This window comes from Kitasatospora sp. NPDC092948 (assembly GCF_044754805.1).
GTDB lineage: Bacteria > Actinomycetota > Actinomycetes > Streptomycetales > Streptomycetaceae > Kitasatospora.
The window spans coordinates 146,174-168,279 of the sequence record NZ_JBIVPU010000003.1; the positions used below are offsets into that span (position 1 = coordinate 146,174).

The following is a 22,106-nucleotide window of genomic DNA, read 5'->3' on the forward strand; positions in this document are numbered from 1 at the left end:
TGTGATGGCGGGTGTGGAGACCGGTCGGTGGAGGAACGTACGATCGACTCCCATGTCCGACAGCGTGGATTCTCCGTACCGTTCTGCCCGAAACTCTTCTCGAACGGGCGGCCGCTCCAGCACGATTGGCGTCATGCCCCTGACTGACCTGCCTTGGTGGCGCTGGCGCGCCCGGATCCGTTCGGCGTTGCACATGTTCTCCGACCCCGGCTTCCAGCAGGTGGCCTGGTTGGACGGGCGGGGCGACTACGGGGATCTCGCCGACGCGGTGTACCGGCTGGTCGAGGACAGTTGGCTGGACCGCTGGTCGGCGGAGAAGTACGTCGGCTCGGTGTTCCGGGACTCCGCGGAGGCGGTCGCGGTGGACGCCGCGGTGCTGCGGGTGCTGCGGATCGTGCACCAGGTCGGCGAGGACGCCCCGGCGGCCGTCTACCTCGGGCACCGGGAGTGGCCGGAGGCGGTGCGGGCGGCCCGCGAGGCGCACCACCGGCTGGCCGTCAACGACGGCACCGACCCGGACCTGCCGCCGTCCACGCTGACCGAGCTGCGGCAACTGACCGCGCACAGCTGACCGCAGGGGCGGTCTCCGCGGTCTCGGGTGGCGGGCGGTGGCCGCGCGGCGGGGCGATGTGTGTCAGGCTGGGCGGTCCTTCCGCCCCCGAGCCGAGAAACGGGACCCCGCGACATGGCAGAGACCGCCCCCTCCCAGTACGTTCTGACGCTGTCCTGCCCGGACAAGCAGGGCATCGTGCACGCGGTCTCCAGCTATCTGTTCATGACCGGTTGCAACATCGTCGACAGCCAGCAGTACGGGGACGCCGGCACCGGGCTGTTCTTCATGCGGGTGCACTTCTCGGCCGAGCAGGACGTGACGGCGGAGAAGCTGCGGGCGTCGTTCGCGGCGGTCGGCGCCTCGTTCCGGATGGACTGGCAGATCCACGAGCCCGCGGAGCGGATGCGGGTGCTGCTGATGGTCTCCAAGTTCGGGCACTGCCTGAACGACCTGCTGTTCCGCACCCGGATCGGGGCGCTGCCGGTGGAGATCGTCGGGGTGGTCTCCAACCACACCGACTTCCGGGAGCTGACCGAGTCCTACGGCGTCCCGTTCCACCACCTGCCGGTCACCGGGGAGACCAAGGCGCAGGTCGAGCAGCAGCTGCTCGACCTGGTCGACCGGGAGCGGGTCGAACTGGTGGTGCTGGCCCGCTACATGCAGGTGCTGTCGGACGGGCTGTGCAAGGAGCTGTCCGGCCGGGTGATCAACATCCACCACTCGTTCCTGCCGAGCTTCAAGGGCGCCCGGCCCTACCACCAGGCGCACGCCCGGGGCGTGAAGCTGATCGGCGCGACCGCGCACTACGTCACCGCGGACCTGGACGAGGGTCCGATCATCGAGCAGGAGGTCGCCCGGGTCACCCACGACGTGACGCCGGAGCAGCTGGTGGCGCTCGGCCGGGACGTCGAGTGCCAGGCGCTGGCCCGCGCGGTGAAGTGGCACAGCGAGCGGCGGGTGCTGCTGAACGGCACCCGGACCGTGGTGTTCGCCTGACGGGTGGTCGGCGGCGCTGTTCGAGGGCCGTTGGACATTTGTAGGAAGGGTGGTTCCGCTCGTGGCGGCCCGGTGGTGACGGTGCGTGGGGAGTACGGTCGGGGGTACCCGCGGCGGCGGTGCCGCCGACCGGTCGTGCGAACCCCGGCAGGGTGAGCGGGACAGTATGCACCGAGACATCCCCCGAACGCTGGAATATGCCTGAAGCTCTTGCTGCGACCCGGTCCCGGAATCATTCTGGGGCGTATTCGTGTCGATGCCATGGGCAGTGCGGATCGGCGGCCTCCCTGAGGTGCGGCCGACCGGACCGGCGGGATCAAGCGGGCCGAATACCGAGTGCGGGTGGTGGAACGGTGCAGGTACTTCAGGTACAGCTGGCGGTCCAGGCGGACCCGGCGGAGGTCTCACGGGCCCGGCGCTGGGTGCGGGCCCGGTTGCAGGCCGGCGGGCTCGACCCGGACTCGGCGGTCGCCGAGACGCTGGTGCTGGTGGTCTCCGAGCTGGTCACCAACGCGGTGGTGCACACCGGCTGTCCGGCGGTGCTGCGGCTGCTGATGCCGGCCGGTCCGGACGCGCCGCCGGGGGTGCGGGTGGAGGTCGCGGACGCCAGCTGTGCGGCGCCGGCCCCGCGGCACGCCGGGGCCGACGCGGAGGCCACCAACGGGCGCGGCCTGGAGCTGGTGGAGCTGCTGTGCGAGCGCTGGGGCTGGTACCCGGACGGCTCCGGCAAGCGGGTGTGGTGCGAGATCGGCCCGGTGGCCGCGGCGTGCGAGCGGGCGGCGCAGCCGGTCGCCTCGGCGCGCTGAACCCTCGTCGGCGGGTCCGGGCGCGCCACGCGTGCGCTGTCCGCGCTCCGGGTGATCCATCTGAATTTCCGACAACCCATTGACGTGACGTATCCGACTGATCACTCTTGGGTGCGGCGTTCCGTTGCGAGGGGACGCCGAGGGAGCTCGGGCGGTGCCGACATTCAGGGGGACGTTGGCCGCATCCGCCCGGAACCTCGGCGAGATCGGGACGCCGGGCGTCACGGCTTCAGGGCTCGGACGCCGACCCGGACGGCAGCCCGCCGTGCCGTGCTCGGGGCGCGCACGGCGGGTTGCCGTCCGGTCAGTTGCCGGTCGGACGCCGCATCGTGACCCAAAATCACTGGAAACCTGTGGTGGTCTGGACCAAAACTGGCGGACGTGACCGCACCAGAACTCCACACCGACCCCACCTCGCGCGTCAGCACCCCCGCCCCCGTCGGCCCGGCCATCTGGTCGGGCAACTTCCGGCTCTACTTCACCGCCCGCTCGGCCGGCCTGCTGAGCGACGCGATGCTCCCCGTCGCCGTCACCACCGGCCTGCTCACCTCCGGGCACTCGCCCTCCACGGTCGGCTACGCGATGGCCTTCCTGCTCGCCCCGTTCGCCGGCCTGGTGCTGGTCGGCGGCGTCCTCGCGGACCGGTTCACCGCCCGCCGTCTGATGATCTTCGCCGACCTGCTCAACCTGACCACCCGGGTGCTGCTCGCGGTGCTGTTCTTCCGCGGCATCGACCAGCTGTGGCAGCTGTACCTGCTGCTCGCGCTGGCGGGCACCGCCGCCGCCATGTTCCAGCCCGGCGCCGCCTCCACCGTCCCGCTGGTGGCCCGCGACGTCCAGGGCGCCAACGGGATCCTGCGGATCTCCGAGGCGCTGACCACCCTCGCCGGCCCGCCGCTGGCCGGCCTGCTGGCCGCCGGCTCCACCGGCTGGGTGATGGTCATCGCCGGCGTAATGTACGCGATCAGCGCCACCTCGCTGCTCGCCCTGCGGCTCGGCCCCGTCCCGGCCCCGCCGCCCGGCGACAGCCTGTGGAAGAACCTGGTCGAGGGCTGGCACGAGTTCCGCTCCCGCAGCTGGATGTGGGGCGTCATCGTGATCTGGATGATCTTCACGGTGCTCTCCTGGGGCCCGCTCACCCCGCTGCTCGGCTCGCTGGTGGTGCCCGCCCACGGCGGCAAGGTGTTCGGCATCCTGAACGGCATGTTCGGCGCCGGCACCGTGATCGGCGGCCTGATCGCGATCCGGGTCAAGCCCGCCCGCCCGCTCGCCGCCGGCGCGCTCGCCGTCCTGGTCTTCCCCCTCCAGCAGTTCGCGCTCGCCTTCGACCTGCCCTGGCCGGCCCTCGGCGGGGCGATGCTGATCTCCGGGATCGGCATCAGCTTCTGGGGCGTCATGTGGGCCACCAGCGTGCAGACCCAGGTACCCGGCGAGGTGCTCAACCGCATCCACGCCTACGAAGTGGCCGGCTCCGTCTGCATGTTCCCGCTCGGCTCCGCGCTGGCCGGACCCGCCATGGAGACGTTCGGCGCGCCGCACGTGCTGGTGGTCGGCGGCGTGGTCACCGTACTGACCGCCGCCGCCCTGCTGCTCAGCCCGCCCGTCCGCGGCCTGCGCCGGGTCCCCGACGCCGGGCCGGTCGCCGCCGGGCACTGACGGGACGTCCGGATCTCGACGAGAGATGGCAGCAAACCCCGTCGTGCGGGCGGGGCCCGGAACCGCAGACTCGGCGGGTGAACGAAGCCACCACCACCACGCCCGTCGCCGACCCGGCCCCGCCCCGACCCGCCCCGCGCCTGCACTACGGCTGGATCGTCGCCGCCGTCTCGCTGGTCGTGCTGGTCGGCTCGGCCGGATTCCGCTCCGCACCCGGCCTGATGATGGACGCCCTGCACCAGGAGTTCGGCTGGTCGCACGCCACCGTCTCCAGCGCCGTCTCCGTCAACCTCACCCTGTACGGCCTCACCGCCCCGTTCGCCGCCGCCCTGATGGACCGCTTCGGCGTCCGCCTGGTGGTGGTCTGCGCACTGCTCACCATCTCCGTCGGCGCCGGGCTCACCGTCCTGATGACCGCCGCCTGGCAGCTGATCCTCTGCTGGGGCGTCCTGGTCGGACTCGGCAGCGGCTCGATGGCCGGCGCGTTCGCCACCACCGTCTCCGGACGGTGGTTCCAGGCCCGGCAGGGGCTGGTCACCGGCGTGCTCACCGCGGCCGGCGCCGCCGGGAACCTGATCTTCATGCCGCTGCTCGCCGCGCTGGTCGAGAACCACGGCTGGCGCACCGCGGTGGTGGTCGTCTCGCTCGCCGCCACCGCCGTCGCCGTCCCCGTGCTGATCCTGATGCGCGAACGCCCCGCCGACCTCGGCCTGCTGCCCTACGGCGCCACCGAGGCCCCCGCGCCGCCGGTGGTCGAGGGCTCGGCGATCGCCCGCTCGCTGCGGGTGCTGCGGGACGCCACCCGCAGCCGGGCGTTCTGGCTGCTCGCCGCGTCCTTCGCGATCTGCGGCGCGACCACCGCCGGACTGGTCGGCACCCACTTCGTCCCCGCCGCCCACGACCACGGCATGCCCGTCACCACCGCCGCCTCGCTGCTCGCCCTGGTCGGCGTCTTCGACGTGGCCGGCACCATCGCCAGCGGCTGGTTCACCGACCGCTTCGACTCCACCCGGCTGCTCATCACCTACTACGCCCTGCGCGGCGTCTCGCTGCTCCTGCTGCCCTCGCTGTTCGGGAACAGCCTGCGGCCGCCGATCCTCGCCTTCGTGATCTTCTACGGCCTGGACTGGGTCGCCACCGTCCCGCCGACCGTCGCCCTGTGCCGCCGCCACTTCGGGGCGGACGCGCCGATCGTCTTCGGGTGGGTGCTGGCGGCGCACCAGATCGGCGCGGCGGCGGTCGCCGGGCTGGCAGGCGTGGCCCGCGACAGGTTCGGCGACTACGACGCGACGTGGTACGCGGCGGGGGCGCTGTGCGCGGTGGCGGTGGGGTGCTGCGTGCTTCTTCGGAGGGGTCGCCGCCAGGGGCTCGGGGAACGGCGAGGTCCTGTTGCCGGTGGTCGAGGACAGCGGTAGGTCGAGTCTGCGGAGGGTCGGAGAAGGGGACCCGAAACCTACGGACCTTTTCGCGCCCTGTTGCTCCTCCGCAGACATGGCCTCGCCGTTCCCCGAGCCCCTGGTGGTGAGCCCCTGGTGGGCCTCGTCGGTGTGAGGTCGTGCTTCACTGGGAGGGCCATTACCCCCTCGTGCTCTGTGGCGCGACCCGGCAGTGAAGGACGATCCCCGGTGAGCAGCAAGATCAACGCGACGCTCCGCTACACCTCGCTGCGGGCGAGCATTTTCCTGGCCTGTCTGTTGGTTGCGCTGCTGCTGGCCCACTTCAAGGTGATCCCGGTGGTCGGCGACCTCGGCCTGATCCTGGTGTTCGCGCTGGCGATGGTGGCGTCCGCGGCGATCAGCTACGTGGTGCTGAGCAAGCAGCGCGACGAGATGTCGGCGCAGATCGCCGAGCGGATCGAGACCCGCAAGGCCCGCTCCGCCGTCCGGGACGCCGCCGAGGACGAGGCGGACGACGCGGCCCGCGCCGCCGCCGCCCGGCAGGCCCAGGTCGGCTGACGGCGTGTCGGACTCCGGGTCCGGCGAGGGGGCGCGGCGGCGGCCGACCGGGCGGGACGTGGCCCGGCTGGCGGGTGTGTCGCAGGCGACCGTCTCGCTGGTGTTCTCCGGCAGCGCCGGGCACCGGGTCTCGGACGCCACCCGGGAGCGGATCCACGACGCCGCCCGCGAGTTGGGCTACCGCCCGCAGGCGGCCGGGCGGCAGCTGCGACTGGGCCGCAGCGGCATGGTGCTGCTGGCGGTGCCGAACCTGCTCGGGCCGTTCTTCGGCCGGGTGCTGACCGGGGTGCACGAGGAGGCGGCCCGGCACGGCCTCGCGGTGGTGGTCTCCAGCGGCTGGGACGCGGCGACGCTCGCCGAGGCCGCCGCCGCGGGCCGCTTCGACGGCCTGCTGATCTGCTCCCCGGACGACCAGCAGCTCGGCGGGCTGCCCGCCGACACCGCGGCGGTGTTCCTGGACGCCGACCCGGCGGCCAACCCCGGCCGCCCCACCGTCGAACTGGACCTGACCGCGGGCATGCGGGCGGCCGTCGACCACTTGGCGGCGCTCGGCCACCGGCGGATCGGCTACCTGCGCTCGGTGCACTCGGCGTACACGTTCCGGGTCCGGCAGGCGGCGTTCGCGGCGGCGGCCGCGGAGTTGGACGTGCAGGAGCGGGCGGTCAGCCTGAACGAGGGCAACCGGGAGGCGGCGCGGGCGGCCCGTGAGCTGCTGGCGGGGCCGGACCGGCCGCGGGCGGTGGTGTGCGACGACGACGTGGTGGCGTCCGGGCTGTACCAGGCGGCGAACGAGCTGGGGCTGCGGATTCCGGGCGACCTGTCGGTGGTCGGCATGGACAACATCCCGGTGGCGGAGCTGCTCAGCCCGCCGCTGACCACCGTCGACCTGCCCGGCGAGCAGCTCGGCCGCACCGGTCTGGCCGCCCTGGTGGCCCTGCTGGGCGGTGAACTGCCGCCGCCGGCCGCCCCGTTGGCGACCTCGCTGGTGGTCCGGCGGTCCACCGCCCAGGCCTGAGCGGCTACTGCTCGCCGAGGATCATCCACTTCTCCGGCAGGGCGAGCGGATTGAACCCGACCTTGGCGTACACCCCGTGCGCGTCCCGGGTGGCCAGCATCAGGCGGCGCAGCCCGCGGGCGGCCAGTTCGTCGCGGACGGCGGCGGTCAGCGCGGTGCCCAGGCCGCGGCCGCGGGCCGGCGGGGCGATGTACACGTCGCACAGCCAGGCGAACGTGGCGAGGTCGGTGACCACCCGGGCGTAGCCCACCTGGGTGCCGGAAGTCTCCTCGTACAGGCCGAAGTTGAGGGAGTGGTCGATCGCCAGGTCCTGCTTCTCGCGGGCCCGGCCGAGGGCCCAGTAGGTGTCCTCGGAGAGCCAGCGGTGCACCGACTCCCGGTCGAGGAGTGCCGGATCGGTGGAGACCGTGTAGCCCGCGGGCAGCTGGATGCTCGTCATGCGGCGCATCCAAGCAGGCCGCGGGCGGCGAGGGCGAGCGGTTTCAGGCGGCGAGTGCGACCCGGGCGGGGCGCAGCCGGCCGCGGGCGGCGAAGAGCAGCAGGCCGCCGAGGGCGATGCCGCCGACCGAGCACAGCGCGACGGCCTGCAGCGAGGTGTCGACCAGCAGGCCGGCGGTCGCGGTGCCGGCCGCGTTGCCGGTGGCGAACAGGGTGACCAGCCAGGCGAACGCCTCGGTGACGGTGCCGGTGGGCGCGAGTTCGGCGACCAGCACGAACGCGGCGGCCAGCAGCGGGGCCAGGCCCAGGCCGGAGACGAACGCGAGCGCGGCCGTCGCCGGCGGGCCGGGCAGGAGCAGCAGCGGCAGCGAGCCGGCCGCCATGACGAGGGCGAGCACCCAGGTGCGGGTGGTGGTGTCGGCCTTCCAGGGGGCCGCGCCGTAGGCGAGCGCGCCGAGCAGGCCGGCCAGCGCGGCCAGCGCCAGCAGCGCGCCGCCGCCGCCGGGCAGGCCGCCCGGGTGGCGTTCGGCGTAGGCGATGAACAGCACGGCCTGTGCGCCGACCGTCCAGCCCGCACCGCTCAGGGCGATCAGCAGCAGGACCAGTCCGGGGGAGCGCAGCGGGCCGAGCAGTCCGGCGGACTCGCCGCGCGGCGGGGCCTGCCACTGCCGGGCGGGGGCGGTGGTGGCGACCACCAGCGAGCCGATCAGGCCGAGCGCGGCGGCTGTCCACAGGGCTGTGGACGGCGAGAAGGCGGCGGCGATCCCGGCGACGGCGAGCGGCCCGGCGACGTACAGCACCTGCTGGGAGGCGGAGTCGAAGGCGTACGCGGTGTCGAGCTGCTTCTCCTCGACGACGTCCGGCCACAGTGAGCGCAGGCAGGGTTCGAGCGGCGGCATGCACAGGCCGGCGATCGCGGCGCCGAGCGGGGCGGCGACGGGGGAGCCCGGGGCGAGCGCGAGCAGCGCGTAGCCGCCGCCGGCCAGGGTGGCGGAGGCGAGCAGGACGCGGGGCTGGCCGGTGAGGTCGACGATCCGGCCGAGGACGGGCCCGCCGACGGCGGCGGCGATCGCGTACGCGGCGGTGGCCAGGCCGATCCGGCTGTACGGGGTGCCGGCCTCGCGCAGGGCGAGGGCGATCACCAGGGCGGTCATGCCGGCGGGCAGTCGTCCGATCAGTGTGCCGACCAGCAGCCGGGTGACGTGCGGGGCGCGGAGCAGAGCGGCGTAGCCCATGGGCGTCCTTCCGGCGGAGTACTCGACGAGTACTCAAGTTATACGTATAACCGGATGGGCGTCAAAGCTGGACGGTGTGGGCCGTTCGAGCTGATGATCCGTCAGTAAAGGATCGTTCGGGAACGACCTCAAACAACTACTTTGAAGATCTCAAAGGTTTGCTGCTAATCTTCCGGACATGACCACCGCAGACGCCGCGCGCCAGGCAGGAATGAGCCCCTCGCTCATGTCCCGCTGCCCGCGTCTGCCCGGTGCCGTGGACGGCCCGTGCCGCTGTCGCTCCGGCGGCTGTATGCGGGCGGCACGCCCCTCCTGACGCCCTGACAGCTCCGCTGTCGGCCCGGGTCTCCCCACCCGGCCCCGCGTCTCGCGTGCCGCCGCCTCCGCACCCCACCCACCCCTGCCTCTCCCGGAGTCGCACACCCATGTCCACCGCGCCCGAACCCGCGCCCACGCTGCTGGGACGCATCCGACGCACCCCGTTCTGGGTCCAGATCGTCGGCGGCCTCGTCCTCGGCCTGCTGCTCGGCTGGATCGCCCGGTCCGGCGACGTCTCCTGGCTGAAGACCACCCTCGACACCGTCGGCAAGACCTTCGTCCAGCTGCTCAAGCTGGCCGTCCCGCCGCTGGTCTTCACCGCGATCATCGTCTCGGTCGCCAACCTGCGGAACGTCACCAACGCCGCCCGGCTGGCCGCCCGCACGCTGTTCTGGTTCCTCGCCACCTCGCTGATCGCGGTCGCCGTCGGCCTCGGCCTCGGCCTGCTCACCGACCCCGGCAAGGGCGCGAACATCTCCACCGCCGGCGCCAAGGGCGTGGAGAAGGGCGGCAGCTGGATCGACTTCCTGACCGGCATCATCCCGACCAACATCGCCGACGCCTTCCTGAAGGTGAACGTCCTCCAGATCGTCTTCCTCGGCGTGGTCGTCGGCGCGGCCCTGCTCAAGCTCGGCGACAAGGCCGAGCCGGTCCGCAAGCTCTCCGAGGCGATCCTCGAACTCGTCCAGACCGCCCTGTGGTGGGTCATCCGGCTCGCCCCGCTCGGCACCGTCGGCCTGATCGGCAAGGCCGTCGCGCTCTACGGCTGGGACCTGCTCAAGCCCTTCACCACCCTGACCATCGACGTCTACGTCGGCTGCGCGATCGTCATGTTCGGCGTCTACTCGCTGCTGCTGCGCTTCGTCGCCGGCCTGAACCCGCTGAACTTCTTCAAGGGCGCCTGGCCCGCGATCCAGCTGGCCTTCGTCTCCCGCTCCTCGGTCGGCACCCTGCCGGTCACCCGCCGCGTCACCGAGCGCCTCGGCGTCCCGTCCGAGTACGCCGCGTTCGCCGCGCCGTTCGGCGCGACCACCAAGATGGACGGCTGCGCCGCGATCTACCCGTCGCTCGCCGCGATCTTCGTCGCCCAGGTGTACGGCATCGACCTCGGCATCAAGGACTACCTGCTGATCGCCTTCGTCTCGGTGATCGGCTCCGCCGCCACCGCCGGCCTCACCGGCGCGATCGTGATGCTCACCCTGACCCTCTCCACCCTGGGCCTCCCGCTGGAGGGCGTCGGCCTGCTGCTGGCCATCGACCCGATCCTCGACATGATGCGCACCGCCACCAACGTGGCCGGTCAGGTCGTCGTCCCGATCCTGGTCTCGGCCCGCGAGAAGACCCTCGACCTGGTCGCCTACAACCACCCCACCGGCGACCTGCTCGCCGAGGACCGCCCGGCCGCCGTGCCGGCCACCGTCTGACGGCCGCTCACCCCGACGGCCCGCACCCCTTCCCGGGGGTGCGGGCCGTCGCTCGTTGGGGTGAGAGTGCTTGGGGCGCGGCGGGCCGGTCAGTAGCGTGAGGCCGACGAAGGGAGGGGGCGATGAGTGCGCTGCCGTACCACTCGGCCGATCCGGAGTTGGCGCTGAAGCATGCGATCCAGCACCACGCCCGGGAGCGCGTCCAGATCGTCGAAGGCGTCGTCGAGCCGATGACGCAGGGGTGGGGCCAGGAGGCGATCGCCGGGCGGGTGCGCCGCCAGCTGAACGACCGGGTCCATGCGCTCGGCTGCCTGATGGGGGCGGGCGATCTCGACCTTCCCGGCTCCAGCAACTGGTTCATCCCCGATGTCGCGGTGGTGCCCGCCGCGCTGGCCAAGGACGGCGATGCGCTGCTCCCGGAGCAGACCCTGCTGGTGGTCGAGGTGACGTCGGAGGCCAGCGGCGACATCGACCGGGTGGTGAAGCCCCGCCGGTACGCCGAGTACGGGGCCCCGCTCTACCTGCTGATCGACCGCCGGGGCGGAACGTGCACGCTGTTCTCGCAGCCCGGGCCGCTCGGGTACGCCAGGTCGGTGGGGCCGCTGCCGTTCGGGGAGCCGGTCGAGCTGCCGGAGCCGTTCGGCGTGCGGGTGGACACCTCGGAGTTCTGAGGCCGCCGCCCGCCGGTGCTCAGCGGCGGCGGGCGTGGCGGATCCGCAGGCGGCCGAAGCCGGAGGTGCCGGTGATCCGGATGTGCGGCCCGCCCGGGGCGGCGTGGCGCGGGGGGCGGTAGCGGACTTCCTTCCAGCCGCCCTGGACGCCGTCCACGTCGACGGTGGCGTTGTGCGGGACGGTGATGGTGGCGCGGCCGAAGCCCAGGCCGAGTTCGATGTCGACCACCGGGTGGTCGAAGACCGCGTGCGACAGGTCGAGCCGGACCTTGCCGAACGGGGAGGCGACCTTCAGGGTGCGGGGCACCCGCCAGGCGCCGCGCCGGACGATCCGCCCGCCGCCGGTGGCCAGGGTGGCGGTGGTGTCGGCGGCGCCGCGCGGGTCGGCGGGCAGGTCCGCGGTGACCAGGTCGAGCTCGGCCCGGGTGGTGGCGGTGAGCGCCTGCTGGAGGCGCTGCTCCATCTCCTCGCCGGTGAGCCGTTCCTCGGCGTAGGCCTGCTGAAGGCGTTCGGCGGCGGCGTCGCGCTCGGCCGCGCCGACCCGGGTCTGCGGGTTGTCCGGCAGTGAAGTCACCCGTGCAGCGTAGCCGCTGACCGGGCGTCAGGAATCTCCCGTGCCCAGCGCCGGGCGAGCACCGTGCAGACCATCAGCTGGATCTGGTGGAACAGCATCAGCGGCAGCACCGCCAGCCCGACCGCGCCGGCCGGGAACAGGATGGCGGCCAGCGGCAGGCCGTTGGCCAGGGACTTCTTGGAGCCGCAGAACTGGATGGTGATCCGGTCCGGGCGGCTGAAGCCGAGCCGCCGGGCGGCCACGTGGGTGAAGCCGAGGACGGCGGCCAGCAGCACGGCCGACAGCGCCACCAGCACCAGCAGCCGGCCGACCGTGACCCGGCCCCAGATGCCTTCGCGGACGCCCTCGCCGAACGCGCTGTAGACGATCAGCAGGATCGAGCCGCGGTCCACCAGCTGCGTCACCAGCCGGTGCCGGGCGATCCACGGGCCGACCCAGCGGCGCAGCAGCTGCCCGGCGGCGAACGGCGCCAGCAGTTGCAGCACCACGTCCAGCACCTGGCTGCTGTCCACCGTGACCCCGGAAGCGCCGGCGAGCAGCCAGGCGGCGAGCAGCGGGGTCAGCACGATGCCCAGCAGGCTGGAGAAGGTCGCGGCGCAGATCGCGGCGGCGACGTTGCCGCCGGCGATCGAGGTGAACGCGATCGAGGACTGCACGGTGGACGGCAGCAGGGTGAGGAACAGCACGCCGGTGAGCAGCTCCGGCGGCAGCACCGCGTCGGGCAGCAGCCGGGTGGCCTCGCCGAGCAGCGGGAACAGGACGAAGGTGCAGCCCAGGATCAGCAGGTGCAGCCGCCAGTGCCGGGCGCCGGCCAGCGCCTCCTGCGGGGAGAGCCGGGCGCCGTACAGGAAGAACAGCAGGCCGACGGCGAGGTGCACGCCGCCGGTGACGGCGCTCGCGGCGGCGCCCCGGGCGGGCAGCACGGTGGCCAGCAGGACGGTGCCGAGCAGCAGCAGGAGGTAGCTGTCGATGCCGATCCGGTGCAGCGTGCGGTCGAGGGTGGCACGGGCGGACCGGAGGCGGGACATACCCCGATGATCCCCCGGGCGATCGGCGGCACGACGGGCGGGGTCGGGCCGCGGCGGCGGGGTCGGCAGTGGGGCCGGCGGTGGGGCAGGTCGGCGGTGGGGCCAGCGGTGGGGCGGGCCCGCAGTGGGGCGGGCCGGCGGTGGGGCGGGCGCTTTTTCCCGAATTGCACCCGGAATGCGAGTGGGAAGTCGGGGGTCGGGAAATGCGCACGGGAAAAGGCAGGAGGCCCGCCGGTGGGCGGGCCTCCTTGGAACTGCTACTCATTACGGACCCGAGGGGCCGTGAGCGATCAGAAGTGCAGAGATGTCAGATAGCGACGACGTTCTCGGCCTGCGGGCCCTTCGGGCCCTGGGTGACGTCGAAGCTGACCGCCTGGTTCTCCTCCAGCGAGCGGAAGCCGGTCGCGTTGATGGCGGAGTAGTGGACGAAGACGTCGGGGCCGCCGCCCTCCTGGGCGATGAAGCCGAAGCCCTTCTCGGCGTTGAACCACTTGACGGTTCCGGTCGCCATACCGTTCTCCTTGCAAGGGACGTTGTGGACACCACACCTTGTGGCGCCCGGGTCCGCTGCGCTGATCGCCCTGCCTCCGGACGAGTCCGGAGTTTTTCGCACAGTGCTCAATCAATGCTCAATTGATGCCTGATACTGCTGAAAAATTACAAAAAGCCTGCGGTTACACGCTCCGCAGGCTCCAAGTACTGCAAGGGGAATCAAACTGCAACTGGTGTGAACGGTAGCACGCGGTGGCGGCCCCGACCAGGGGCCGAGGACGGTGTCGGAGAGCGTGTCGGAGGGCCCCCGAACGGTGTGTCGGGCACCGGATGCGGGCCCCTCGGAGCGGCGGGCATACCCTGCCGGGAGAGCACCAACGGCAAGGGAGTACACGGTGAGCAGTCGGGAAGCCGAACGGCCGGCGGCGGCGGTCAGGCCGCGGGTCGGACACATTCAGTTCCTCAACTGTCTCCCCCTCTACTGGGGGCTGGCGCGCACGGGGAACCTGCTCGACCTCGACCTCACCAAGGACACCCCGGAGAAGCTGAGCGACCGGCTGGTGGCCGGCGACCTCGACATCGGCCCGATCACCTGCGTGGAGTACCTGCGCAACGCCGACCGGCTGATGGTCCTCCCCGACATCGCGGTGGGCAGCGACGGTCCGGTGATGTCCTGCGTGATCGTCAGCAAGCTCCCGCTGAACCGGCTGGACGGCCGCCGGGTCGCACTCGGCTCGACCAGCCGCACCTCCGTCCGGCTGGCCCGGCTGCTGCTGGAGGAGCGCGAAGGGGTGCGCCCCGAGTACTTCAGCTGCCCGCCCGACCTGGACGCGATGCTCGCCGACGCCGACGCCGCCGTACTGATCGGCGACCCCGCGCTGCGCGCCTCGCTGGAGCAGGCCCCCCGGCAGGGGCTGGCCGTGCACGACCTCGGCGCGATGTGGAAGGAGTGGACCGGCCTGCCCTTCGTGTTCGCGGTCTGGGCCGCCCGCCGCGAGTACGTCGAGCAGCAGCCGGAGCTGACCGCCGCCGTGCACCGGGCGTTCCTGGAGTCCCGCGACCTGTCGCTGGCCGAGGCCGCCAAGGTGGCCGAACAGGCCGCCCGCTGGGAGGCGTTCGACGCGCCGCTGCTGGAGCGGTACTTCAGCGAGGCGCTGGACTTCTCGCTGGGCGAGCGCCAGTTGGCGGGACTGGCCGAGTTCGCCCGCCGGGTCGCGCGCGACAGCGGCTTCGCGTCGGACGTGGCGATCCGGCTGCTGGAACCGGCCGTGGCGGAACCGGCCGTACCGGCCTGAGGGTTGCGCGCCGGTCCGAGCCTTTTGGGATGATCGGACCGATTGTCGGACACCAAGGTCCGACGGCCCGTGCCGGAGAGGGAACGGTCATGGAGCGGCTGACGGCTGACGACCCGTCGACGATCGGCGAGTACCGGCTGCTGCGGCGGCTCGGGGCCGGCGGCATGGGACGGGTCTACCTGGGCCGGACGGCGGGCGGACGGACCGTCGCCGTCAAGGCGGTCCGCCCCGAACTCGCCGACGACCCGGAGTTCCGGGCCCGGTTCCGCCAGGAGGTGTCCGCCGCCCGGCGGGTCGGCGGCCGGTGGACCGCGCCCGTCCTGGACGCCGACACCGAAGGCTCCCGCCCCTGGGTCGCCACCGGCTACATCGCCGGACCCTCGCTCGGCGCCGCCGTGCACACCGGCGGCCCGCTGCCGACCGCCTCCGTGCATGCCCTCGGCGCCCGGCTGGCCGAAGCCCTGGAACAGGTGCACGCACTGGGCCTGGTGCACCGCGACGTCAAACCGTCCAACGTGCTGCTCACCCTGGACGGCCCCCGGCTGATCGACTTCGGGGTGGCCCGGGCGCTGGACGCCGCCGCCTCGCTCACCCACAGCGGGTACGTGGTCGGCTCGCCCGGGTTCATGTCGCCCGAGCAGGCCGCCGGTTCGCCGGTCGGACCGGCCGGCGACGTCTTCTCGCTGGGCGCCCTGCTGGCCTTCGCCGCCACCGGCGCCGCCCCGTTCGGCGAGGGCGTCAGCGCCGCCGTCCTGCTCTACCGGGTCCTCCACGAGGAGCCGGACCTGCGCGGCCTCGACGGCGACCTGCGCGGGACGGTGACGGACTGCCTGGCCAAGGACCCGGCCCGCCGGCCCACCCCCGCCGAACTGCGCGCCCGGCTCGCTCCCGGCGCCGCCGCCGTCGGCCCCGAGACCTGGCTGCCCGGCCCGCTGGCCGCCGCCGTCGGCCGCGCCGCCGTCGAACTGCTCGACCTGGAGGCCGACGGCGCCCCCGGCCCCGCGATGCCCGCCGTGGTGGACCGGACACCCACCGCGCTGGACGGCGGAGCGGCGCCGGTCGCCCCGGGCGCGGTGACGGAACAGCTGGAACACCGGCGCCGGAGCCGGGTGCGGACGGCGGTGGTGGCCGGGGTGCTGCTGCTGGGCGCGCTGTACGGCGGGCTGGCCGCGACCGGGAACCTGCCCTGGCAGTCCGGGACGCCGGACGCGGGGGACTCCGCCACCCGGTCTCCCGCGCCGGTTCCTCCGGCGGGCGCGGCCGGCGGCAGTCCGTCCAGCGGCAGTCCGTCCGGCGGCAGTCCGTCCAGTGGCAGCCCGTCCGGCGGCAGTTCCGGTCCGGCGGGCGACGGGAAAGCGCTTCCCAGTTCGTTCCTCGGCACCTGGAAGGGCACCATCACCACCAAGGTGGTCGCACTGCCGTCCACCTTCACGGCCACCTTCACCGCCGGGAAGGTCGGCGAGGACGTCGGACGGACCAGCAACGCCTCCGCGTTCACCAGCACCGTCTGCCGCGGCGTGCTGACCCTGGTGTCGGTCGACGCCAGGACGATCACCCTGCGGGAACGGCTGGACGGTCCGCAGGCCGGGTGCAGCGAGGTGTCGGAGACGCAGGCGTACACCGTGCTGGACAGCGGCGCGGGCCTGCACGTGTCGGTCACCGGGGCGCAGCTCGGCACCGACCCGGAAGGGGACTTGCTGAAGCAGCAGCAGGGCTGATCAGGACCGGAAAAGCGCTGGCGTAGGCTGAGCGGGACGCCCCTCCGACGATGAAAGCAGGCCCGCCAGGTGTCCGAGCAGAACCTTTCCGCCGCCCAGCTGCAGGCCGTTCTGGACCGCGCGGCCGAGGGCGGCCGGATCACCGCCGAAGAGGCGCTGGAGCTGTACCGTTCGGCGCCGCTGCACGCGCTCGGCGCGGCCGCCGACGCGGTGCGCCGCCGGCGGTACGCGGGCGTGGAGCACATCGCCACGTACATCATCGAACGGAACATCAACTACACCAACGTCTGTGTGACGGCGTGCAAGTTCTGCGCGTTCTACGTCCCGCCGAAGAGCGACAAGGGCTGGTCGCGGGAGCTCGACGAGGTGCTGCGCCGCTGCGCGGAGACCGTCGAACTGGGCGGCACCCAGATCATGTTCCAGGGCGGGCACCACCCCGAGTACGGCGTCGAGTACTACGAGAAGAACTTCTCCGCGATCAAGGAGCGCTTCCCCGAGCTGGTGATCCACTCGCTGGGCGCCTCCGAGGTCGAGCACATGGCGAAGATCTCCGGCGTCTCCATCGAGGAGGCGATCACCCGGATCCACGCCGCCGGCCTGGACTCGTTCGCGGGCGCCGGCGCCGAGCTGCTGCCGGAGCGGCCGCGCAAGGCGATCGCCCCGCTGAAGGAGTCCGGCGAGCGCTGGCTGGAGATCATGGAGGCCGCGCACCGCCTGGGCGTCGAGTCCACCTCGACCATGCTGATGGGCACCGGCGAGACCAACGCCGAGCGGATCGAGCACCTGCGGATGATCCGCGACGTGCAGGACCGCACCGGCGGCTTCCGCGCCTTCATCCCCTACACCTACCAGCCGCAGAACAACCACCTGAAGGGCTCGACCCAGGCCACGGTGTTCGAGTACCTGCGGATGATCGCCATCGCTCGCCTGTTCCTCGACAACGTCGCCCACATCCAGGGCTCCTGGCTGACCACCGGCAAGGAGGCCGGCCAGCTGTCGCTGCACTACGGCGCGGACGACCTCGGCTCGGTCATGCTGGAGGAGAACGTGGTCTCCGCGGCCGGCGCCAAGCACCGCTCCAACCTGCACGAGCTGATCCACCTGATCCGCACGGCGGGCCGCGTCCCCGCGCAGCGCTCCACCACGTACGAGCACCTGCGGGTCCTCGACGACCCGGCCAACGACCCGGTCGACCCGCGGGTCGCCTCGCACATCGCCTCCACCGCGATCGAGGGCGGCACCGCGCACCCCGAGCTGACCATCCTGGCCACGAACTGACCTTCCCGTGCTGACACTGCACCGGGCCCGTCTGGTCCTGGCCGACCCCGCCGCCCCGTCGATCGTGGACGGGGCGGTGCTGGTCGACGGGGCGACGGTGGCCGCGATCGGGACGTTCGCCGAGCCGGCCGGGGCGCGAGTCCGCGAGTGGGACGGCGTGCTGGTGCCCGGGCTGGTCAACCGGCACGGGCGGTGGCTGCTGGAAAACGCTTACCATCCGGACCCGCGCGAGGAGTTGGGCGATCGGCCGCTGCTGCCTTCCGAGGAGCTGACGGACGAACGGCGGGGCGGCAGTGCGCGCCGCGGACTCCAACGGATGCTCGGGTTCGGCGCGACGGCCGTGACGGGCCCGTTCGACCGCCCCTCCGTCCGCACGGCCGTGGCCCGCTCCGGCCTGCACCCACTGCCGGGCGACGAGGCCCCGGGCTCCCTCGACCCACTGGACGGTGCCACGCTCGCGGCCGCGGTGCACCGGCCACTGACGGTGGGCGGGGCGGCGGACTTCGCGGTCTTCGACGCGCGGACCCTTCAGGACGTGGCGTCGGGCGCGAACTGCTTGGCGACGGTCCTGGGCGGACGGCTCGTCTTCCGCAGGCGGTAGGGAACATTCAGCGGCAGGGAACATTCAGGGGCCCGGGGAGCGGCGGGGCCGTGTTGCCGGCGGTCGGAGACAGCGGTCGGTCATGGCTGCGGCGGGCCTCAGGACGGGGACCGGAAACGGCGGAACGCCTTGCGCCCTGTTGGCCCTCCGCAGACATGGCCTCGCCGTTCCCCGAGCCCCTGGATGCGCACCCCCGAGCCCCTGGTGGCCTCTCTCCTTAGGGTCAAGTGTTCTGACTCCCCGTGACCTGACGGCCCACCAGCGGCTACGATCCCGGGGCAGCACTTCGCCGAGCCAGGAACAGGACGCATGCGACCCGCCACCTCCGATCGTCCGCGGACCAGGCCCGGTCAGGGGTGGTACGTGGGGGCGGTGCTGAGCGCGGTGGTGGCCGTCACGATGTGCCTGCTGGGGTGGCGGCAGGCCGATCAGGCGGACCGGATCAGTGCGCATCCGGTGCGGATCGAGGGCACGGTGACCCAGCTGCCGGGCGGCAGCGGGACGTACAGCCAGGTGACGTATCTCGCGGACGGGCGGAAGCTGACCGCCGCGGATCTGTGGCTGCCGGAGGGCGCGAGGCTCGGCGACCCGATCTGCCTGGAGCACGCGGCGGACGATGCGGGCGCGGTGCGGGTGTGCGGGAAGCGGTATCCGCAGCCGGTGGGGGTCGGGCTGGCGCAGACCTCGGTTCCGCTGGCGGCGCTGCTGTGCCTGCTGTGCCTGTACCGGATCCGGCGGCTCAAGCAGGCGGACGGGCGGGCCGGGACGGGCGGGTTCACGGTGGCGTTCGCGGCCGAGGGGATGCCCGCGCTGACCCACGGCAAGCGGTCGCGCCGCCGCCGCAAGGGGGGCCGCCGCGCGCTGCGGTGAGCCCTGGTGACGGTCGGCGGCGGGGCTGGGTTAAGAATGGGGGCGTGACCCGAGCCCATCTGGACAAGCAGCCGCACGATGTCGCCGCCATGTTCGACGACGTCGCGGCCAAGTACGACCGCACCAACGACGTGCTCTCGCTGGGCCAGGCCCGGTTGTGGCGCCGCGCGGTGGCCGAAGCGGTGGACGCCGTCGCGGGCCAGCGCATCCTGGACCTCGGCGCGGGCACCGGCACCTCCTCGCTGCCGTTCCTGGAGGCCGGCGCGGACGTGGTTCCGTGCGACTTCTCGATCGGGATGCTGAGCGAGGGCAAGAACCGCCACCCCGAGCTGGCGCTGACCGCGGGCGACGCGACCCGGCTGCCGTTCGCGGACGAGTCGTTCGACGCGGTGACGATCTCCTTCGCGCTGCGCAACGTGCAGGACCACCGGGCGGCGATGCGCGAGATGCTCCGGGTCACCAAGCCCGGCGGCAAGTTGGTGATCTGCGAGTTCTCCACGCCGACCTGGACGCCGTTCCGGACGGTGTACACCGAGTACCTGATGCGGGCGCTGCCGCCGGTGGCCACCAAGGTGTCGTCGAACCCGGAGGCGTACGTCTACCTCGCGGAGTCGATCCGGTCCTGGCCCGACCAGCCCGCGCTGGCCGCGGAGTTGCAGGAGTCCGGCTGGACGAAGGTGGCGTGGCGCAACCTGACCGGCGGGATCGTGGCCCTCCACCGCGGCTTCAAGGCCCCGTAGACTGCGGGGGTTCGGCGCTCCGTGCATTTCCGTTGACGGAGGGTCCGGACCGACCATCCGTGACCCCGACGCGCTCAGGAGAGAGCCGAATGACCGAGACCGCCGTGGAGTCCACCGCCGACGTCATCGTGGTCGGCGCCGGTCCGGCCGGCTCCACCACCGCGTACTGGCTGGCCCAGGCGGGCCTGGACGTGCTGCTGCTGGAGAAGACCGAGTTCCCGCGCGAGAAGGTGTGCGGCGACGGTCTGACGCCGCGCGCCGTCAAGCAGCTGGTGGACATGGGCATCGACGTGTCCGCCGAGAATGGCTGGCTGCCCAACAAGGGCCTGCGGATCATCGGCGGCGGTGTCCGGCTGGAGCTGGACTGGCCGGAGTTGGCGTCCTTCCCCGACTACGGACTGGTGCGCAAGCGCGCCGACTTCGACGAGCTGCTGGCCCGTCAGGCGCAGAAGGCCGGCGCCCGGCTGTACGAGAACTGCAACGTCAGCGGCCCGATCCAGGACCGCACCGGCCGGATCACCGGCGTCACCGCCAAGCTCGGCCCGGAGAAGCGCGAAGTCGCCTTCCACGCCCCGCTGGTGGTCGCCGCGGACGGCAACTCCACCCGGCTGTCGCTGGCCATGGGCCTGCACCGGATCGAGTCCCGGCCGATGGGCGTCGCCTACCGGACGTACTTCACCTCGCCCCGGCACGACGACGACTACCTGGAGTCGTGGCTGGAGCTGTGGGACACCCGCGGCGGGCAGAAGAAGCTGCTGCCCGGCTACGGCTGGATCTTCGGCATGGGCGACGGCACCTCCAACGTGGGCCTCGGCATCCTCAACTCCTCGCCGGCGTTCGGCGACCTGAACTGGCGCGAGGTGCTGAAGAGCTGGTGCGCCGGCATGCCCGAGGAGTGGGGCTACACGCCGGAGAACATGACCGAGCCGATCCGTGGCGCCGCTCTGCCGATGGCCTTCAACCGGCAGCCGCACTACACCCGGGGCCTGCTGCTGGTCGGCGACGCCGGCGGCATGGTCAACCCGTTCAACGGCGAGGGCATCGCCTATGCGATGGAATCCGGCCAACTCGCCGCGGGCGTCATCGTCCAGGCGATGGCCCGGATCACCCCGGAGGGCCGGGAGCGGGCGCTGGCCCGCTACCCGCAGATCCTCAAGGACACCTACGGCGGCTACTACACGCTCGGCCGGGCGTTCGTGAAGATGATCGGCAACGACCGCGTGATGCGAATCGCCGCCGAGCGCGGCCTCACCCACCCGGTCCTGATGAAGTTCGTCCTCAAGCTCCTGGCCAACCTCACCGACCCGACCGGCGGCGACGCCGCGGACCGGATCATCAACGGCCTCGCGAAGGTCGCGCCCCGGGCCTGACCCCGGGAAGGCGGCCGGAACAACGGCGGCGGGCAGGCGGAAACGCCTGCCCGCCGCCGTTTGCGTGCGCGACGGTGTGCGGCGGTCTCCGGCCCGTCCGACGGCGCACGGGCTTTCCGCGGACTCCCCGGAGCGCTGGGGGCGTTCGTCACCCTGGTGTGCGTGGTGGTGGCGCCGTTCGCCGGGCCGTCGCCCCTCGCAGCGGGCGGTGCCGGCCGGGACCGCGTGGGGGCGGCGTCGGGCGGGCGTTCTTGAGAGCTTGTGAACGAAGGGTCAAGCGGGTGCCGACCGGGGTCCACCGGCCGGGTGAGGTGCTCTATCACGTAAACCCGATCTCTCCGAAATTTGCTTGATCCGCAGCAGAATTGATATAGGCCGTGGCCGAACGGCGGTCGTTTCGCGGCGGGTTGCGACTGTATGTGGCCAAGCGCCTGCTCTGGGTCGAACAGTGGTGCCCTGAGGCGCTTCGTACCGCTTCGTCGGGTGGCGAAGGTCACAAAGATCGTCGGGAACTGCGTGTCGCAGATCACAAGCGGACAGGCATAGGATGCGCTCCAACCTGGCTTTGTGAACTGCCTCACATGGAGCCGGATCTCACGAAGTGGATCATCGGTTCACCGCTGGTGACCTGGTGGTTCCGATCTGCAGTCAAGGACGACTGGACGGAGGGAGCGGGGGCTATGAATGCCTACGCGCCGATCCTCGTACTCGGTGCCATCGCCGCGGCGTTCGCGGTCGGCTCCGTCGTGATGGCCTCGCTCACCGGCCCGAAGCGCTACAACCGGGCCAAGTTGGAGGCGTACGAGTGCGGCATCGAGCCGACCCCGCAGCCCGTGGGCGGCGGTCGGTTCCCGATCAAGTACTACCTGACGGCGATGCTGTTCATCGTCTTCGACATCGAGATCGTCTTCCTCTACCCGTGGGCGGTCAGTTTCGACGCCCTGGGGATCTTCGGGCTGGTCGAGATGCTCCTGTTCATCGCCACCGTGTTCGTCGCCTACGCCTACGTCTGGCGCCGCGGCGGCCTGGAGTGGGACTGACCCCCGACCCCGTTTGTGAACGGGCGGACAAGC

The 22,106-nt window shown here is 72.5% G+C and carries 22 protein-coding genes; 17 read left to right on the plus strand and 5 right to left on the minus strand.

Annotation, left to right across the window (positions count from 1 at the left end; all coding sequences use genetic code 11):
* Positions 1 to 133 precede the first annotated feature (133 nt).
* The 7 genes from ACIQF6_RS10185 (at position 134) to ACIQF6_RS10215 (ending at position 6,981) form a co-directional block, all read left to right on the plus strand.
* The gene (locus ACIQF6_RS10185; RefSeq protein ID WP_400892541.1) at positions 134 to 571 is read left to right on the plus strand and encodes a hypothetical protein; all 438 of its coding nucleotides are present in this window, start codon (positions 134 to 136) and stop codon (positions 569 to 571) included.
* Positions 572 to 685: 114 nt separating this feature from the next.
* Positions 686 to 1,549 carry a formyltetrahydrofolate deformylase gene (gene purU, locus ACIQF6_RS10190; protein ID WP_400892543.1) on the plus strand — a complete coding sequence of 288 codons (864 nt, stop codon included), beginning with the start codon at positions 686 to 688 and terminating at the stop codon, positions 1,547 to 1,549.
* 353 nt (positions 1,550 to 1,902) lie between these two features.
* The gene (locus ACIQF6_RS10195) at positions 1,903 to 2,355 is read left to right on the plus strand and encodes an ATP-binding protein (protein WP_400892545.1); all 453 of its coding nucleotides are present in this window, start codon (positions 1,903 to 1,905) and stop codon (positions 2,353 to 2,355) included.
* A 381-nt stretch (positions 2,356 to 2,736) separates the two neighbouring features.
* Positions 2,737 to 4,011: an MFS transporter gene (locus tag ACIQF6_RS10200; RefSeq protein WP_400892547.1), complete on the plus strand. Its 1,275-nt coding sequence runs from the start codon at positions 2,737 to 2,739 to the stop codon at positions 4,009 to 4,011.
* A gap of 77 nt (positions 4,012 to 4,088) precedes the next feature.
* Positions 4,089 to 5,426 carry an MFS transporter gene (locus ACIQF6_RS10205; protein ID WP_400892550.1) on the plus strand — a complete coding sequence of 446 codons (1,338 nt, stop codon included), beginning with the start codon at positions 4,089 to 4,091 and terminating at the stop codon, positions 5,424 to 5,426.
* 210 nt (positions 5,427 to 5,636) lie between these two features.
* Positions 5,637 to 5,966, plus strand: a complete 330-nt coding sequence (locus tag ACIQF6_RS10210; protein WP_400892552.1) for a DUF4229 domain-containing protein — start codon at positions 5,637 to 5,639, stop codon at positions 5,964 to 5,966.
* Positions 5,967 to 5,970: 4 nt separating this feature from the next.
* Entirely contained in the window at positions 5,971 to 6,981 is a 1,011-nt protein-coding gene (locus ACIQF6_RS10215; RefSeq protein WP_400892555.1) for a LacI family DNA-binding transcriptional regulator, read from the plus strand.
* 4 nt (positions 6,982 to 6,985) lie between these two features.
* Here the strand turns inward: ACIQF6_RS10215 and ACIQF6_RS10220 are convergent, their stop codons facing one another.
* Both ACIQF6_RS10220 and ACIQF6_RS10225 read right to left on the minus strand, forming a co-directional pair.
* Positions 6,986 to 7,420 carry a GNAT family N-acetyltransferase gene (locus tag ACIQF6_RS10220; protein WP_400892557.1) on the minus strand — a complete coding sequence of 145 codons (435 nt, stop codon included), beginning with the start codon at positions 7,418 to 7,420 and terminating at the stop codon, positions 6,986 to 6,988.
* A gap of 43 nt (positions 7,421 to 7,463) precedes the next feature.
* On the minus strand, positions 7,464 to 8,654 hold the full coding sequence (locus ACIQF6_RS10225) for an MFS transporter (protein WP_400892559.1): 1,191 nt from the start codon (positions 8,652 to 8,654) through the stop codon (positions 7,464 to 7,466).
* A 425-nt stretch (positions 8,655 to 9,079) separates the two neighbouring features.
* On the opposite strand from ACIQF6_RS10225, the gene ACIQF6_RS10230 reads away from it, so the two are divergent.
* Both ACIQF6_RS10230 and ACIQF6_RS10235 read left to right on the plus strand, forming a co-directional pair.
* A complete protein-coding gene (locus tag ACIQF6_RS10230) occupies positions 9,080 to 10,396 on the plus strand; it encodes a dicarboxylate/amino acid:cation symporter (RefSeq protein ID WP_400892561.1) in 1,317 nt (438 codons plus the stop codon).
* A gap of 122 nt (positions 10,397 to 10,518) precedes the next feature.
* Positions 10,519 to 11,067 carry a Uma2 family endonuclease gene (locus tag ACIQF6_RS10235; RefSeq protein WP_400892563.1) on the plus strand — a complete coding sequence of 183 codons (549 nt, stop codon included), beginning with the start codon at positions 10,519 to 10,521 and terminating at the stop codon, positions 11,065 to 11,067.
* Between the two features lie 19 nt (positions 11,068 to 11,086).
* Here the strand turns inward: ACIQF6_RS10235 and ACIQF6_RS10240 are convergent, their stop codons facing one another.
* From ACIQF6_RS10240 to ACIQF6_RS10250, 3 genes are all read right to left on the minus strand, one after another.
* Entirely contained in the window at positions 11,087 to 11,641 is a 555-nt protein-coding gene (locus ACIQF6_RS10240; RefSeq protein WP_400892565.1) for a DUF1707 domain-containing protein, read from the minus strand.
* The gene (locus tag ACIQF6_RS10245) at positions 11,638 to 12,669 is read right to left on the minus strand and encodes a bile acid:sodium symporter family protein (protein WP_400892567.1); all 1,032 of its coding nucleotides are present in this window, start codon (positions 12,667 to 12,669) and stop codon (positions 11,638 to 11,640) included. The genes ACIQF6_RS10240 and ACIQF6_RS10245 overlap by 4 nt, the downstream gene beginning before the upstream one ends.
* 307 nt (positions 12,670 to 12,976) lie before the next feature.
* Positions 12,977 to 13,180 carry a cold-shock protein gene (locus ACIQF6_RS10250; protein ID WP_043915662.1) on the minus strand — a complete coding sequence of 68 codons (204 nt, stop codon included), beginning with the start codon at positions 13,178 to 13,180 and terminating at the stop codon, positions 12,977 to 12,979.
* 376 nt (positions 13,181 to 13,556) lie between these two features.
* Here ACIQF6_RS10250 and ACIQF6_RS10255 point away from each other — a divergent pair, with 376 nt between their 5' ends.
* From ACIQF6_RS10255 to ACIQF6_RS10290, 8 genes are all read left to right on the plus strand, one after another.
* Positions 13,557 to 14,456 (plus strand): menaquinone biosynthetic enzyme MqnA/MqnD family protein, encoded by a 900-nt coding sequence (locus tag ACIQF6_RS10255; RefSeq protein WP_400892571.1) that lies wholly within the window; start codon positions 13,557 to 13,559, stop codon positions 14,454 to 14,456.
* Between the two features lie 89 nt (positions 14,457 to 14,545).
* Positions 14,546 to 16,174, plus strand: a complete 1,629-nt coding sequence (locus ACIQF6_RS10260; protein WP_400892574.1) for a serine/threonine-protein kinase — start codon at positions 14,546 to 14,548, stop codon at positions 16,172 to 16,174.
* A gap of 69 nt (positions 16,175 to 16,243) precedes the next feature.
* On the plus strand, positions 16,244 to 17,452 hold the full coding sequence (gene mqnC, locus ACIQF6_RS10265; protein WP_400892576.1) for a cyclic dehypoxanthinyl futalosine synthase: 1,209 nt from the start codon (positions 16,244 to 16,246) through the stop codon (positions 17,450 to 17,452).
* Between the two features lie 7 nt (positions 17,453 to 17,459).
* Positions 17,460 to 18,053 (plus strand): hypothetical protein, encoded by a 594-nt coding sequence (locus tag ACIQF6_RS10270; protein ID WP_400892578.1) that lies wholly within the window; start codon positions 17,460 to 17,462, stop codon positions 18,051 to 18,053.
* A gap of 309 nt (positions 18,054 to 18,362) precedes the next feature.
* Positions 18,363 to 18,923 carry a hypothetical protein gene (locus tag ACIQF6_RS10275; protein WP_400892580.1) on the plus strand — a complete coding sequence of 187 codons (561 nt, stop codon included), beginning with the start codon at positions 18,363 to 18,365 and terminating at the stop codon, positions 18,921 to 18,923.
* A gap of 44 nt (positions 18,924 to 18,967) precedes the next feature.
* Positions 18,968 to 19,663, plus strand: coding sequence for a demethylmenaquinone methyltransferase (locus ACIQF6_RS10280; protein ID WP_400892582.1), 696 nt, complete (start codon positions 18,968 to 18,970; stop codon positions 19,661 to 19,663).
* 89 nt (positions 19,664 to 19,752) lie between these two features.
* A complete protein-coding gene (locus tag ACIQF6_RS10285) occupies positions 19,753 to 21,033 on the plus strand; it encodes a geranylgeranyl reductase family protein (RefSeq protein ID WP_400892585.1) in 1,281 nt (426 codons plus the stop codon).
* Positions 21,034 to 21,713: 680 nt separating this feature from the next.
* The gene (locus tag ACIQF6_RS10290; RefSeq protein WP_014137597.1) at positions 21,714 to 22,073 is read left to right on the plus strand and encodes an NADH-quinone oxidoreductase subunit A; all 360 of its coding nucleotides are present in this window, start codon (positions 21,714 to 21,716) and stop codon (positions 22,071 to 22,073) included.
* The last annotated feature ends 33 nt before the right edge of the window (positions 22,074 to 22,106 follow it).